This window comes from Paenibacillus lautus NBRC 15380, from assembly GCF_004000945.1.
GTDB lineage: Bacteria > Bacillota > Bacilli > Paenibacillales > Paenibacillaceae > Paenibacillus_AQ > Paenibacillus_AQ lautus.
The window spans coordinates 154,292-168,244 of record NZ_BIMF01000009.1; the positions used below are offsets into that span (position 1 = coordinate 154,292).

Here is a 13,953-nt window from a genome sequence, read left to right on the forward strand (position 1 = left end):
AGCTACTCCTTCCTCCCCCAAAGGGTGTCCCTCAATGCATCATACAGCTTTGGCGCGCATTTATCCAGTCGGGCCGGCTTCCACTCTCTATTCAGCCATACATGACGGGTCGCCCCTGCCGTTAACAAGGCACCGGGAAGCCCGGATTCGGGAGACAGATCCATCGTCCCCAAATCTGCCTGTTCCTGCTCGCTCAGCAAACGGACCTCATATTCATAGTGTATTCGAAGCGGGGAGAAAGCAGTCATTCTGGTAAATACCGTTACAAGATCATCATACCGCGCAGGCTGGCGGTACTTGATATCAAGATCAACCACCGGGAGCAGGACGCCTTCTTCTTCCATTCCGCGATACGTAAATCCCATTTCACGGATCATTTGGGTACGCCCGATCTCGAACCAGTTTAAATAGTTAGCGTGATATACGACACCCATTTGATCGCTTTCCTGGTAACGCACCCGAAATGAAGTCCAGAACCAGCGACTTCGTGTCGGTACGGTTGGTTTAGGCATCAACATCACTCCCTCATCTATGCAAAAAGCAATGGTCGACAGAATCATCGTCCATTGCTTATGTGCAGCTATATTCAGAATCCAGTGGGATTCTTGACTGTTGTATTACTTCTCCTGTGGAATTTGAGCCACTTTCAGGAGGTTGGTAGAGCCGGAACGGCCGAGCGGCACGCCTGCTGTAATCACAACAAGATCGCCTTCTTTCACAAGTCCGGACTTCACGCCGCCTTGCAGCGCATAATCAAACATCTCATCCGTAGAAGAAGCCTGTTCGCCTTTAACCGGCGTTACGCCCCAAGTCAGTGCCAAACGTCTCAACGTTCTGTCTTGAGTCGTGACAGCGACGATAGGAGCCTCTGGACGGTATTTGGATACCATGCGAGCCGTTTGACCGGATTCCGTGGACGATATGATGGCTTTGGCATTCAGATCGAGTGCCGAGATTGCAACGGATTGGCTGATTGCTTCGGTAACGCTGGTATCTTGAGCAATACGCTGTTTCAAGAACATTTCACGATAGTTCAGTGCGGATTCCGCTTTCTCTGCGATACGGGACATGGTCAATACGGATTCTACAGGGTATTTACCTGCAGCCGTTTCGCCGGACAGCATGATGGCATCGGTACCGTCGAAAATCGCATTGGCAACGTCACTTGCTTCCGCACGGGTAGGACGCGGGTTGCGCTGCATGGAATCCAGCATTTGCGTAGCCGTAATGACCGGTTTGCCAGCCAGGTTACATTTTTCGATCATGCGTTTTTGAACCAATGGAACTTCCTCAGCCGGAATCTCTACGCCGAGGTCGCCGCGGGCTACCATCAAGCCGTCGGATACTTCGAGGATTTCATCCAGGTTGTCAACGCCCTGCTGGTTCTCGATTTTGGAGATGATTTGGATGTGCTCGCCATTATGCTTCTTCAGCAATTCGCGAATTTCAAGCACGTCACTTGCTTTACGAACGAAGGAAGCGGCAATAAAATCGATGCCCTGTTCGATCCCGAAAACGATATCGTTGGCGTCTTTTTCCGTAATTCCTGGGAGAGAAATCGCGACTCCCGGTACGTTTACACCTTTTTTGCTCTTAATGGTTCCGCCATTGACGATGCGGCATCTGATTTCGGTGCCTTGAATCTCCACCACGGTCAGACCGATCAGACCGTCATCGATCAAGATCGTGGATCCGACTTGAACATCTTGCGGCAACTCTTTATAAGTAATGGACAAACGATTCTTATCACCAAGGATTTCCTCGGTAGTAAGGGTGATATATTCATCTTGTACAAGCTCAATCGGTTCCACTTCAAGTTTACCTGTACGGATTTCCGGTCCTTTGGTATCAAGCAGGATCGCTACCGTTTTGTTCAACTCTTCACAAGCTTGGCGGATGTTCTTGATCCGGTTGCCATGCTCCTCGAAGTCGCCGTGGGAGAAGTTCAGACGAGCCACGTTCATGCCGGCCATAATGAGCTTCTTGGTGTTTTCCAACGATTCACTGGAAGGACCGATGGTACATACAATTTTTGTTTTGCGCATTTGGGTTTCCTCCGTTTATTAAAGGGTTCTCTATATCTCTTTTTCCAACAACTAAATCTACTACAAAAAGTCTCATTTGTATAGGAACTTTGTCATATCGTCACATACTCATCAGACTTTTACAGAATCACGTCTTCCTGTTCCGCCTTCGCAAAATCGAATTCGCCGATCTTGCGGAATTTGCGGTACCGGTCTTCCTTCAGTTCGCAGGCATCCATGACGGATAGCTCTTTCAGCTGGCTGATCAGTGCACTTTGAATGGCGGCGGCCGTCTCTTCATAGTTGCGGTGCGCACCGCCCTTAGGCTCCGGTATAATTTCCTCAATGACTTCCATTTCAAGCAGGTCCTTAGCGGTGATCTTCATGGCTTCCGCAGCCTGATCCGCTTTGGATGCATCCTTCCACAGAATGGATGCGGCACCGTTCGGTGAAATGGCGGAATAGATAGCATGCTCGAGCATCAGCACACGATTGCCTACAGCCATCGCAAGAGCACCGCCGCTTCCACCTTCGCCGATGACCACACAAACAATAGGCACCCCAAGGGACGACATCTCCCGTAGATTACGGGCAATCGCCTCGGACTGACCTCTTTCTTCTGCTGTATTACCCGGATATGCGCCTTTTGTATCAATAAACGTGATAATGGGACGCTTGAACTTGTTCGCCTGCTGCATAAGTCGCAGGGCTTTACGGAAGCCTTCCGGATGTGGACTTCCGAAGAAACGCGCGATATTGTCCTTCGTATCCTTACCGCGCTGCTGACCGACCACTGTGACGGGAACGCCGTCAAGTTTGGCCAGGCCGCCGACAATGGCAAGATCGTCCCCGTAGAGACGATCTCCATGCAGCTCGATAAAATCCGTAAAGATCAACTGGATCAAATCAAGCGACGTCGGTCGCTGCTGATGACGGGCCAGATGCATTTTCTGGGAGGGCGAAATCGAAGAATAGATTTCTTCCTCCAAACGACTATATCGTTCTTCCAGGCGGGCGATTTCATCCGTGAAATCGATCCCTTTTTCCTGTCCGAATTGTTTCAGTTCATCAATCTTCTTGCGCATTTCGGCAAGTGGCATTTCAAAAGGCAATTCGCCTGACATCAGAATCCCCCTTTCACGGTATGCATCTCCAGCAGCTTACCAAGCATGGAGCGCATATCTTTCCGATGAATAACCATGTCAAGCTGACCATGCGCCAAGTTGAACTCCGCTGTCTGGAAATCATCCGGCAGCTTCTGGCGAATGGTCTGTTCAATAACGATACGGCCCGCAAAGCCGAATACGGCTCCCGGCTCGGCAATATTGATATCGCCAAGCGTCGCAAAGCTGGCGGATACACCGCCGGTCGTCGGATCCGTTATCACTGAAATATAGAGCCCGCCGAGCTCGTTAAACCTGGACAGGGCAGCGCTTGTTTTGGCCATCTGCATCAAACTGAGAATACTCTCCTGCATCCGGGCACCGCCGGAGGTGGAGAAAATAATGAGTGGTAAACGCTTGTCCGTCGCAAATTCGATCGCTCGGGTGATTTTTTCCCCGACGACGGAGCCCATGCTTCCCGTGAAGAAATCAAAACTCATCACAGCCACCACAACAGGCTGGCCGAGAATCGAGCCTTGACCGGTAATAACCGCATCATGAAGACCGGACTTCATCTTCTGCTGCTCGAGCTTGGCCGCATATCCCGGAAATTTGAGCGGATCCACCGAGATCATATCCGCGTCAAACTCTTCAAAGCCTGTCTCATCCAGCGTCATCGCAATCCGTTCTACCGCGTTCAGGCGCATATGATGTCCGCATTCCTGACACACCTTCAGATTCTTCTCAAGCTCTTTGCTGTATTGAATGGTGCCGCACTTAGCACACTTATTCATCAGACCTTCCGGAATTTCCCGTTTCGGGCGTTCGCCTTCTTGAGGCTGCCCTGCCGTCCCAAGTCGTTCCGATGGGATCGTTGCGTATTTCCTTTTTTTCTGAAACAAGTCTTTAAACACAACTACACCTCTCCAGCCGTAAATTTGAATGGCCGCTGCAATAGCACATCGCCGATCCGTACGCTAAGCTTCGCTATGTAACCCAGATGAAACTAGGGGTGCAATATCGAATTCAACACTTCCTGTACTTCCTCAAGCTCTCCGGAGGGTACCAAAATCTCAAACTGCTGTTTGGAAAGATTCACAGGACGGCTTTGAACCAAAAAACCTTCTTCCGTTAGCCTGGTCTTGATCATTTCCGCCACCTTTGCAGTTGGCGCAATATAGATTACCGTCCACATGCCTTTCAGATCCCCCTAATCTCGTCCCACAGGCATATCCTGAGCCGATATAATGGATAATGATAACATACTTCAGTTTTTACCTCAACAAAGAGAGCAGGGGGCTGAAAGCCAAATCTGTACCCTTATGCAGCGATTCGACACCGCTCGCGCAATTCAGTCAGAACCCGCGGTGTAATGGGCCGCATCGGGATTGTTATGCGCGATGCGCGAGGAAGCGGCAGCGGCGATGCCTGCAACGAGATCATCCAGAAACACATGAATCCCGTCGGACTTTTCATTTAATATCTCAATTACACCAATTTTTTCTTTGTCCAGATAACCGAAACTGGTCAGTCCGATCATGCCATATATGCTCGTGACACCAAGCGCCATGGTCTCATCCACTCCGTAGAGCGGTTCGTCTTGCTCCATAATCGATTGCAGCGGCTCCGGCAGCAGTTTCTTCTCCGCCAACTCATCCAGCGCAATGCCCGTATACAGCGTATACTGCACTTCGCGCTTGCCGAGAACGGCCCGGACGCTTTCTTCACACTGCTCGATGGTTAACTTCGGATGATAACGCTGCTGAAGCTTCAACACAATATCCGCGATGGAGCTTACGCTGACTCCTCTGCGGCTGAGCATGCTTTCTGCCAAGTCCATTGACATCACAATCCCCCCCCGCGTCTTTGGCCGTGCTCTTTCATTCCGGTTCTATCATGAAGAGCCTTCTTCATGCGAATACTCGGCCAACATTACCTGTAGTGTCCTAATTGTATGCGGGAGGGATGGGAAACGTTCTTAAATTTTCATGTCACTTCACTTTAACGGTGTCCTTGCCCAGCATGCTCTCCATTTCGGCAAAAAGCTCTGTCGAGGGCTTGATCCGATAGGCATCGCTAAGCGCAAGTACCTTCTGACTTCGCTCGTAAAACAGCACCGTCGGCACATGCCCCGGATGCTGCTGCAGGAGCTCTTTCAGCTTCACCAACAGCTCCGATTGTTCCGCATCGGCCGTTATTTTCACAAACACACGCTGCCCAGCCTTATGATTCGATACGACGGTACGAGATTCCTTCTCGGGCGATAGGCTGCTGCCCGATGCTTCGTTTCGGATTGGGGTCGAATCATGACCACGGCGGGCGGCAAGCGGCTCCGGGGTCGGGACTGCCGATGAATTACCGGTCGAAACCGGCTGCATGCCGGCTGCCCCCGATTTTCCGCCTTGGCCATTATTCTCTCCGCCGGATCTTCCTCTGCCGCTCGCTGTTCCCCGCACCTTGCTTCGTTGAACCAGTTGGCTCAAGGTTTGCGCCTCAAGCGGAGCGATTTCTTCGGCCAGCAGCTTGAAGCCTTCGTCCTGCAGCTGGACCTTCGCCCGTATCGCGAGCAGCGCGCCTTTTTCAATCAAATGCGCGCTTCGCTTCCACACTTCAGGAAAAAGAACAACCTCACAGCGCTCGATTTGATCCTCGCACTCCATAAAGGCCATCGCCTTCCCCTGTTTCGTTGTAATGGTCTTCAGCGTAACCACCATCCCGGCAACCGTAGCCATCGACTCATCTTCCGCTTCATGCAGATCCATTAACCGATCAGCTCCCGACTCCGTCAGCGTATCTTCGAAGCCGTCCAGCGGATGGCCGGACAAATACATGCCCAGCAGCTCACGCTCGAATTCGAGCTGCTGAGTTGCGGTATAAGGCGGGATGTCCGGATATTCAATGTCCCAATTCGTCGTTTCCACGAAGTCGAAGAGCTGAATCTGGAGATCATCCCGTTCTTTTCTCCATTTCACGGCCGCTTCGACCGTTTCGTCCAGCATGGCAACCAGCTGGGAACGATGCCCCTGCAAGGAATCGAATGCCCCCGCCTGAATAAGCGACTCGATCACGCGTTTGTTGCATACGCGGAGGTCCACCCGGCGGCAAAAATCGAGCAGGCTTTCAAACGGCTTTTCACGCCGGATCTCGACGATATTCTCCACCGCTTGCGTGCCGACGTTCTTGATCGCGGCAAGCCCGAATCGGATTCCGCCTCCGGCCGGACGATTGGCTTCATCATCGCCGCCCTCGGCAGCTGGTCCGCTTATGACCGGCGTGAAATACGTTCCGCTTTCGTTGACGTCGGGCGGCATCACCTCGATGTCGAGGCGCCGTGCCTCCAGCACGTATTCGGCTACCTTCCGGTGGCTGCCCATAACGGCAGTCAGCATGGAAGCCATGAACGGAACCGGATAGTGCGCCTTAAGATAAGCCGTCTGGAAGGCCAGCACGCCGTAGGCGGCGGCATGCGCACGGGGAAATCCGTAGTTCGCGAACCGGACGATCATATCGTACACGCGGTTGGCCTCATCCTCGCTATAGCCGAGCTTGAGACTGCCCGAAACGAAATGGCTCCGCTCCCGGTCCAGCACTTCGCGCTTCTTCTTCGAAACCGCTCTTCGCAGCAAATCCGCTTCCCCGAGCGAGAAACCGGCCATCGTCGAAGCGATCTGCATGATCTGCTCCTGATAGACGATAATGCCGTACGTATCGCCTAATATCGGGATCAGGTCCGAATGGGGATACTCCGGCTCAATCCGGCCATGCTTGGCTTGAATGAACTTCGGAATAAACTCCATGGGACCCGGGCGGTACAAGGCATTGACGGATATGATATCCTCAAACACCGAAGGTTTCAGATCCTTCAAGACCCGCCGAATGCCCGCGGATTCGAGCTGAAATACGCCCGTGGTATCGCCGCGCCCCAGCATCTCATACGTCAGATGATCGTCATCCGACACTTGTTCGAAATCGAGTGTTCTGCCGGTCAATTCTTGAATCCATCTCAGCGTACGCTCGATGATAGATAACGTCCGCAGACCCAAAAAATCCATCTTGAGCAGCCCCACGCTCTCCAGATTCTCCATGGAATACTGCGTCAGCGCTGTCTTCTCGCTGCCTTCCTGCAGCGGCACCGCATCCGTCAGCGGATCGCGGGAAATGACAATGCCCGCCGCATGCGTCGAAGCATGACGGGGCATGCCCTCGACCTTCATTGCCATATCAATCAGCTCGCGCACCTTCGGCTTCTTCTCGTACTGCTCCTTTAGCTGCGGGCTTTGCTCCATCGCACCTGCGATGCTGATGCCCAGATGGTTAGGAATGAGCTTGGCCGCCTTGTCCACATCCCCGAACGGCACATTCAGCGCTCGTCCGACATCACGGACGGCTGCCCTTGCCGCCATCGTACCGAACGTAATGATCTGGGCGACATGCTCTTTCCCGTATTTATCCACCACGTAATCAATGACCTCTTCCCGGCGCTCGTCACTGAAGTCGATATCAATATCCGGCATCGTAATCCGCTCCGGATTCAGGAAGCGTTCAAACAACAATTTATATTTCATCGGGTCCACATTCGTAATTTGAAGGGTGTAGGCTACCAGGCTGCCCGCCGATGAACCCCTGCCCGGTCCAACCGCAATGCCTTGCCGGTGGGCATAGGCGATAAAATCCCATACGATCAGGAAATAATCGCTGAAGCCCATGTTCTCGATGACGCCGAGCTCATAGTTCAGACGCTGCTCCAGCTCGCTGCGCAGCGCTTCATCCTGCCACCGCTCCGTATTCCCGTAACGTTCTTGCAGCCCGTTCAAGCAGAGATCCCGCAAGTATTCGGCTGCATCTTTCCCTTCCGGAAGGGCGCTGTATTCCGGCAAAATCGACTTGCCGAATTCCAGCTCCAGGTTACATTGATCCGCAATCTTAGCCGTATTCAATATAGCTTCAGGCACATGAGGATACAGACGCTCCATTTCGCTGCCGCTCTTCAAATAGAGCTGGTTCGTCTGGATTTGCAGCCTGTCTTCATCTTCCACCGTTTTGCCCGTGCCGATGCAGATCAGGACGTCCTGAACTTCAGCATCGCTCTCGGCCAGGTAATGCACATCATTGGTGGCGACCAGCGGAATGCCGGTCTCGCGGCTCAGCTGAATCAGCTGGGGATTCACGCGCTTCTGCTCCGGAATTCCGTGATCCTGCAGCTCCAGGTAGTAATCTTCTCCAAAAATCGCCTGGTAACGAAGCGCAGCGGCTTTTGCTTCCGCCTCACGTCCATGAAGCAGATGCTGAGGAACCTCGCCGCCCAAGCAAGCACTGAGACATATAATGCCTTCATGATGGGCGGCGAGTGCCTCCATATCGATTCGGGGTCTGTAATGGTACCCCTCCAAATGTCCGATCGAGCACAGCTTCATCAAATTGCGATAGCCGGTCTCATTCTTGGCAAGCAGAATCAAATGATAGATCGGCTGATCCTTGCGGCTTCCCCGCTCCTTGCGGGAGCCTGCCGTGATATAGGCCTCGCAACCGATAATCGGTTTGATGCCTTGCGCCAGGCAGGCTTTATAAAACGGAATGGCACCATACATCACGCCATGATCCGTCAACGCCAGCGATTTCATTCCAAGCGCCGCCGCTTCCCGCACCAGGTCACCGATACGTGCCGCTCCATCGAGCAAACTGTATTCACTATGCACGTGCAAATGCACGAAAGAGCTCATCGTAACGCCTTCCTTTCGCCGGTACATGTATATTTAAAATCAATCCAAGAATATCTTAAAAAGTCTTTATACCATTTTATCATAATCCCGCTAGGCCCGCCCATAGAATGAAACTAGGGAGTATGTGGACAGGCGGTTGCCGTGACATCCACCAATACAAGAGAGGAGACATGAGGGCATGAGTGTTTTTTTATCAAGAGCGATCCTGGACTTTTTTATAGCCTTCGGCATCGTGCTGGGGGGAGCCATGGTGGGAGGCGTGGGCGCCGTGTTGTCCCTGCAGCCCCCCACCCAGACGATGCTTGAGGTTGCGGACCGGATTAAGATATGGGCGCTTGCGGCTGCCATCGGAGGCACCATTGATCCGATGCGAGTCATTGAAAGCAACGTGGCCGTCGGCAATTTATCCCCTGCGATCAAACAAATTCTATATCTCGGCTTTGCATTTCTTGGAGCACACATGGGCAGCGAGCTGGTCAAATGGGTGTGCTCCAGCCGGAGTTAATCCATGCGGGTACCTCCAGCCCACCGCTTCCGCCCCTTCTATCAGGTCGCATCCATCTTCGTGCTGGGGATGGTTGTCGGCAGCATCGTCTACAACTCGGTCTATCATGCAGCCTACAATAAACTATGGGAAACGAATCAAGGCCAGCAGATCAAAATTGCACAATATGAAGAAGACATCGAGTCGTTAAAAAAATACAATAAACAATCCACGGTCATCAAAGAAATCAAGATCCGGAGCGAGCAAAACGACAGGGCGCCGCTGGATCCCGTGATCATCAAAGAACTCATCAGGCTTATGGGCGATGATCTGGCAGCCCTTCGGGGCCGTAACGTGTTTGATATCGACGCGGACAGCAAGCTGACGCGCTCACTCCTTAGCGACAAAATATATACGGTTCGCGAAAAGGATTACAAGGTCCAGATCAAGACCATGCTTGTCATGGAAGGTGTACTTCAAATCTGGGTTAGCTTTGATCATGTGGATGCAAAGTCAACCGGATCATGATACAATACCGGTATTGTACATGATCGAATCTAACACGCTTGGCGTCGACATCGTCAATCGTTAAGCTGTTATGGACCCAAAGGAGCCTCCCATGATCACAGTCATCCACTATATCCTATACATGATCCTCGTTCTGTCCGTGGTAGCTGCCGCCCTGTATAGCATTCGCGCACGGCGAGTAGCGGATCCCGCTGACCGCGGCATCTATATGTCCATGATGAACCTCTTTATGGGCATTATGCTGGTTTCCCTTTCGCTAGTCTGCATGTTTCTGTTCAGCGGCTCCACGCCGGCTGTCATTGTAGAGGCCGTGTTCCTGGTGCTTGGGGCATTTAATATATTTTCCGGCATAAGAAGCCGCACCTATTACAGCAGACTGAAGAATTCGCGGACAGCCAGCTAAGTGAAATTGAACGGAACAGGGGCATCCCGGAAGGTCCATTGCGACCTGCGGGATGCCCCTTTATGTTGTCCGGCGTTTGCGTTAGCCGTGATCGATCGCCTGCATCGTCATGACCGCTTTGGCAATCAGGTTCGTCTGATGCTGGATCTCAATCTCCATCTTGCAGGTACGACGGCTGATCTCCAGCAATTTCGGCATAATGACGATTGGATCCTCGATCTGCACAGGCCGGATGAAATACGTCGACAGATGGTCCAGCACATGATCCCAGCCGCTGATATCCTTGGCCGCTTTAACCGCCGCTTGGCTCATCACGGTTGTGAGCACCCCTTGCGAAATCGTTCCAAGTTCTGAAGCCATTTGGGGCGTGATAAAACCGTGAAAGAACAAACGCCCCTCCTCATCCCGATCCTCTGCGATTCCGTTCCAGATCAGCTGATCAAACGTCTCGCCGAGCTGAGGCTGGTTTCGCGCATCCCGCAGTGCCCCAAGCACTTCTTTACGGGTGACCGTAGCAAGCAGCTTGCGGTTGCGATCCACAATCGGCAGAAAATCGATCCCTTCCCACATCATAATCTGCGCCGCTGAGGCGAGCGAAGTTTTCATGCTTGCCGTCACCGGGTTACGGGTCATCGCTTTCTCGATCGGCTGGGTTTCGGCGAGCCCTTCCACATCCCGAACCCCAACAATGCCGATGACCCGGTTCCATTCGTCCGTTACCGGATACCGGATTTCCCCGGTCGCCTGTGAAATCCGTTTGAATTCCTGAACCGTGACGGAGTTTTTCAACTGGTGATTCTTCGGCTTATCATGAGCGATATCCTCCACCAGCATAATTTTCTTCTTGATTAAACGGTCAAAAATGGCGCGGTTAATCATGGAGGCGACGGTAAACGTGTCATGCCTGGACGATATAATGGGCAGATGCAGCTGGTCTGCCAGCTGCTTCACTTCCCGGCTGGTGCCGAAACCGCCGGTGATCAGTACCCCCGCCCCCTGCTCAAGTGCAAGGAAATGGGCATCTTCACGGTTACCGACGATCATGAGGCTTCCGGCATCGATATATCGGATCATTGCCTCCACCTTCATGGCGCCAATCACATACTTATGCAGGCTTTTATTAAGCCCTTCCGCACCGCCAAGCACATGCCCTTCTACAATTTCAACGACATCGGCAAACGTAAGCTGCTCGGATATGTTCCGCGGCTTCCGTTCCACGCGAACCGTGCCAATCCGTTCCTTCGTGACCACGATGCCCAGGCTTTCCGCTTCCTTCACCGCCCGATAAGCGGTACCCTCGCTGACGCCCATCTCTTTGGCTAACCGTCGTACCGATATTTTGCTTCCAACCTTCAAACTTTCAATATGCTGAACCAACTGCTCGTGTTTGGTAATCGTATCATCTCGAACGTCCAACTGTTACACCCCCAGAACACTATCTGTACCATACTGTATCTATTATATCACGTCCAATGACGCTCCCATACCCGTCAGATACAAAAAACCTCCCCTGAAGGATAACGGATGGGCGATCCAACCGTATCCCTTAAAGGGAGGTTTTTGCTCATCACAGCTCCCGCTGTGATTTGACTCTTAATTGGCTTCCTGGCTTTTCTGTTCCTCAGGCCATTTCAATTCCCATTGATGCAATTTCTCCTTGCGGATCTCATCGAGCGCTTTTTGTTTCGCTTCATCTACACCGATGAGGTAATAGAGATGCGAACCGATCACGAGCAGGGCAAATCCTGCCCAGACTGCACCGAACAGCGAAACCCATGAGAACCCGCCAGAGAAAGAAATGCTGGGAAGGGCGTATATCAACATGCCGAGTGCAACCAATAGATACGCGGTGTGTTTAAACTTGTTCTTCTTTTTTTTCATTGTAAACGCAGCTCCTCTACTCTCTGAAATCTATATTTCTACTCTATGAGGAGCTTGCGCAATTTATGAGACAAGTTTTTAAAAATATACCGAATTTGTCTTGAAGTTATCGGCACGCAACCTGATGAAGAGAGATCGTTTATGGTTGGGCTGGTCCGTACAGATGCTGGAGGCTGTCCGATATAATCTTATTCACGTCTTCGATAATGACACTCAGACGCCGCTCAGCGTCAAACAAACGGCGGATGTTCAGGTTCAGGCTCAGCACCTCAAACTGCTTCTCCATCTTCTCCATTTCGTCCTGTGCCGGCATATCGCCGGACATCATGCGCTGTTGAAGCTCCATCTGGCGCTGACGGAAGTCATCCAGCATGCGTCTGCTCTCCGGATCTGCATCCACGAGTTTCATAGCTGAGGTAATTTCCTCTACTTCCTTGCTTTCCTTCATCGCTTTTGCCAAATCATGTGCCTTGTCATAAATGTTCATTTTTAATTCCTCCAATATATTCGGCCGAAATGCCGTTTTTTAATTCGCCTTTCGCCTTACACCATCCAAAATCTTATCTCCACAGCATCGTCAGCATGGATTGGAACAATCCGATCACTCCGCCCAGCAGAACCCCAAGCCAGGTGATGGCCCTGAATTCACGGCCGGACACACTCAGGATGATCTCTTCCAGCCGCTCAATCGGAAACTTCTCCACCTGCTCCTGAACGAGCTGCGGTAAGTTAACAGCCTTCATGGCCGCAGGGATGCTTCGCTCAAGGAAGCCCAGTCCCTTATCGAGCAGTCCAGGCAAAGCTGCTTTGATGGCAGACATTCGCGGTCCAATTACCTCGTCTGCGCGAAGAAACTCGATTCGCTCAATCCACTTGGACCAAGGAAGCTTGTCATCCAATGTGCGGGTGATCCAAGCTAGACCCGGCTCACCCGCGGCATGTTCGATGATATTCCCGAGCGGCATCTCACCGTAATATGACAGCTTTCCTGTGATGATATCCGTGATGGTCTTGCGGATCTTCTCTCCCTCCAGCTGCTGAATCAGCATGGGCGTCAGCTTCTGGACCAGCTTATCCTCATCCACAAAGATCGAAGCCATCGTCCCCAGAAACCCGCCAGCCTTATCGATGAGCGAAGAAGCCACATCCGATAGCATTAGCTGCCCCTTAGCGGACAGCAGAGTGTTCTTCAGCTCCTTCAGCACAACATCGGCGGCAGCTCCGCTCCAGCCCTGAATCGTTTCCTCCGACCAGCCGGGAACAAGCTCCTTCAGCGGCTTTGCCTCCAACCCGTATCCGTGCCATACTGCTGCGGCCCCCCGGGCCGTAAGCTGGCGGGCCGATTGTTCGGCCCTGACCTTCAATTGCTCCCACTGTTCGGAACTCCATACCTTTAGCGCCAAGTCTCCGAAGCTCAGCTCCGACCGGCTCCATTCCTCCAGCTTCCGATAGAGGCTGTCCTCTATCTTACCCCGAAACACCGGCTTACGAATAAGCTCCTGCAAGCCCTCGCTTGTCACCAGGTAATCCGAGACCACGCGTCCCAACGACTCGGCTATTTCGTCTTTACGCTTTGGAATGAGCCCTGGCGTGAAGGGTACGCGGCGGCCCAGGATGATTTTTTCTTCACGGGGATGAAACAGCATTTTTATCGCAAAGTGGTTCGTTATGCCGCCAACAAAAGCAGCAACGCACACGTTCACCAAAATAAACAGCCAGTTCTGCATTTTAAGCACTCCTTTTTCCCCGAGCAGTACAATCACCAAGGGATATATGTCCTCATATGATGCATTACATGCAATGATCAGAT

The 13,953-nt window shown here is 52.2% G+C and carries 14 protein-coding genes; 3 read left to right on the top strand and 11 right to left on the bottom strand.

Features of this window, described 5'->3' with window-relative positions; all coding sequences use genetic code 11:
- Positions 1–2: 2 nt before the first annotated feature.
- From PLA01S_RS17360 to PLA01S_RS17390, 7 genes are all read right to left on the bottom strand, one after another.
- Positions 3–512, bottom strand: a complete 510-nt coding sequence (locus PLA01S_RS17360) for an acyl-CoA thioesterase (RefSeq protein WP_127593305.1) — start codon at positions 510–512, stop codon at positions 3–5.
- 105 nt (positions 513–617) lie between these two features.
- A complete protein-coding gene (gene pyk / locus PLA01S_RS17365; protein WP_127593306.1) occupies positions 618–2,045 on the bottom strand; it encodes a pyruvate kinase in 1,428 nt (475 codons plus the stop codon).
- Between the two features lie 119 nt (positions 2,046–2,164).
- Positions 2,165–3,148 (bottom strand): acetyl-CoA carboxylase carboxyltransferase subunit alpha, encoded by a 984-nt coding sequence (locus PLA01S_RS17370; RefSeq protein ID WP_100538803.1) that lies wholly within the window; start codon positions 3,146–3,148, stop codon positions 2,165–2,167.
- On the bottom strand, positions 3,148–4,041 hold the full coding sequence (gene accD, locus PLA01S_RS17375) for an acetyl-CoA carboxylase, carboxyltransferase subunit beta (protein WP_071218063.1): 894 nt from the start codon (positions 4,039–4,041) through the stop codon (positions 3,148–3,150). The genes PLA01S_RS17370 and accD overlap by 1 nt, the downstream gene beginning before the upstream one ends.
- A 92-nt stretch (positions 4,042–4,133) precedes the next feature.
- A complete protein-coding gene (locus PLA01S_RS17380) occupies positions 4,134–4,322 on the bottom strand; it encodes a hypothetical protein (RefSeq protein WP_006212044.1) in 189 nt (62 codons plus the stop codon).
- A 156-nt stretch (positions 4,323–4,478) separates the two neighbouring features.
- A complete protein-coding gene (locus PLA01S_RS17385; protein WP_076324336.1) occupies positions 4,479–4,973 on the bottom strand; it encodes a phosphatidylglycerophosphatase A family protein in 495 nt (164 codons plus the stop codon).
- A 145-nt stretch (positions 4,974–5,118) separates the two neighbouring features.
- Positions 5,119–8,847: a DNA polymerase III subunit alpha gene (locus PLA01S_RS17390; RefSeq protein WP_127593307.1), complete on the bottom strand. Its 3,729-nt coding sequence runs from the start codon at positions 8,845–8,847 to the stop codon at positions 5,119–5,121.
- Between the two features lie 178 nt (positions 8,848–9,025).
- Here PLA01S_RS17390 and PLA01S_RS17395 point away from each other — a divergent pair, with 178 nt between their 5' ends.
- From PLA01S_RS17395 to PLA01S_RS17405, 3 genes are all read left to right on the top strand, one after another.
- Positions 9,026–9,352 (top strand): YtrH family sporulation protein, encoded by a 327-nt coding sequence (locus PLA01S_RS17395; RefSeq protein WP_100538805.1) that lies wholly within the window; start codon positions 9,026–9,028, stop codon positions 9,350–9,352.
- Between the two features lie 3 nt (positions 9,353–9,355).
- Positions 9,356–9,859: a sporulation membrane protein YtrI gene (locus PLA01S_RS17400; protein WP_127593308.1), complete on the top strand. Its 504-nt coding sequence runs from the start codon at positions 9,356–9,358 to the stop codon at positions 9,857–9,859.
- A gap of 91 nt (positions 9,860–9,950) precedes the next feature.
- Positions 9,951–10,262: a YtpI family protein gene (locus tag PLA01S_RS17405; protein ID WP_127593309.1), complete on the top strand. Its 312-nt coding sequence runs from the start codon at positions 9,951–9,953 to the stop codon at positions 10,260–10,262.
- Positions 10,263–10,343: 81 nt separating this feature from the next.
- Here PLA01S_RS17405 and PLA01S_RS17410 read toward each other — a convergent pair whose 3' ends face one another.
- The 4 genes from PLA01S_RS17410 to PLA01S_RS17425 form a co-directional block, all read right to left on the bottom strand.
- A complete protein-coding gene (locus PLA01S_RS17410) occupies positions 10,344–11,678 on the bottom strand; it encodes a DRTGG domain-containing protein (RefSeq protein WP_127593310.1) in 1,335 nt (444 codons plus the stop codon).
- A 177-nt stretch (positions 11,679–11,855) separates the two neighbouring features.
- Positions 11,856–12,143, bottom strand: coding sequence for a hypothetical protein (locus tag PLA01S_RS17415; RefSeq protein ID WP_100538809.1), 288 nt, complete (start codon positions 12,141–12,143; stop codon positions 11,856–11,858).
- Positions 12,144–12,282: 139 nt separating this feature from the next.
- A complete protein-coding gene (locus tag PLA01S_RS17420; RefSeq protein WP_071218055.1) occupies positions 12,283–12,630 on the bottom strand; it encodes a YlbF/YmcA family competence regulator in 348 nt (115 codons plus the stop codon).
- Between the two features lie 73 nt (positions 12,631–12,703).
- The gene (locus PLA01S_RS17425; protein WP_127593311.1) at positions 12,704–13,870 is read right to left on the bottom strand and encodes a DUF445 domain-containing protein; all 1,167 of its coding nucleotides are present in this window, start codon (positions 13,868–13,870) and stop codon (positions 12,704–12,706) included.
- Between the last annotated feature and the right edge of the window lie 83 nt (positions 13,871–13,953).

Bases quoted from the DNA above. Each gene is read 5' to 3' on its own strand.
- PLA01S_RS17360 (WP_127593305.1), bottom strand. From the start codon at position 512: ATGCCTAAACCAACCGTACCGACACGAAGTCGCTGGTTCTGGACTTCA.
- pyk (WP_127593306.1), bottom strand. From the start codon at position 2,045: ATGCGCAAAACAAAAATTGTATGTACCATCGGTCCTTCCAGTGAATCG.
- PLA01S_RS17370 (WP_100538803.1), bottom strand. From the start codon at position 3,148: ATGTCAGGCGAATTGCCTTTTGAAATGCCACTTGCCGAAATGCGCAAG.
- PLA01S_RS17380 (WP_006212044.1), bottom strand. From the start codon at position 4,322: ATGTGGACGGTAATCTATATTGCGCCAACTGCAAAGGTGGCGGAAATG.
- PLA01S_RS17385 (WP_076324336.1), bottom strand. From the start codon at position 4,973: ATGTCAATGGACTTGGCAGAAAGCATGCTCAGCCGCAGAGGAGTCAGC.
- PLA01S_RS17390 (WP_127593307.1), bottom strand. From the start codon at position 8,847: ATGAGCTCTTTCGTGCATTTGCACGTGCATAGTGAATACAGTTTGCTC.
- PLA01S_RS17395 (WP_100538805.1), top strand. From the start codon at position 9,026: ATGAGTGTTTTTTTATCAAGAGCGATCCTGGACTTTTTTATAGCCTTC.
- PLA01S_RS17400 (WP_127593308.1), top strand. From the start codon at position 9,356: ATGCGGGTACCTCCAGCCCACCGCTTCCGCCCCTTCTATCAGGTCGCA.
- PLA01S_RS17405 (WP_127593309.1), top strand. From the start codon at position 9,951: ATGATCACAGTCATCCACTATATCCTATACATGATCCTCGTTCTGTCC.
- PLA01S_RS17415 (WP_100538809.1), bottom strand. From the start codon at position 12,143: ATGAAAAAAAAGAAGAACAAGTTTAAACACACCGCGTATCTATTGGTT.
- PLA01S_RS17420 (WP_071218055.1), bottom strand. From the start codon at position 12,630: ATGAACATTTATGACAAGGCACATGATTTGGCAAAAGCGATGAAGGAA.
- PLA01S_RS17425 (WP_127593311.1), bottom strand. From the start codon at position 13,870: ATGCAGAACTGGCTGTTTATTTTGGTGAACGTGTGCGTTGCTGCTTTT.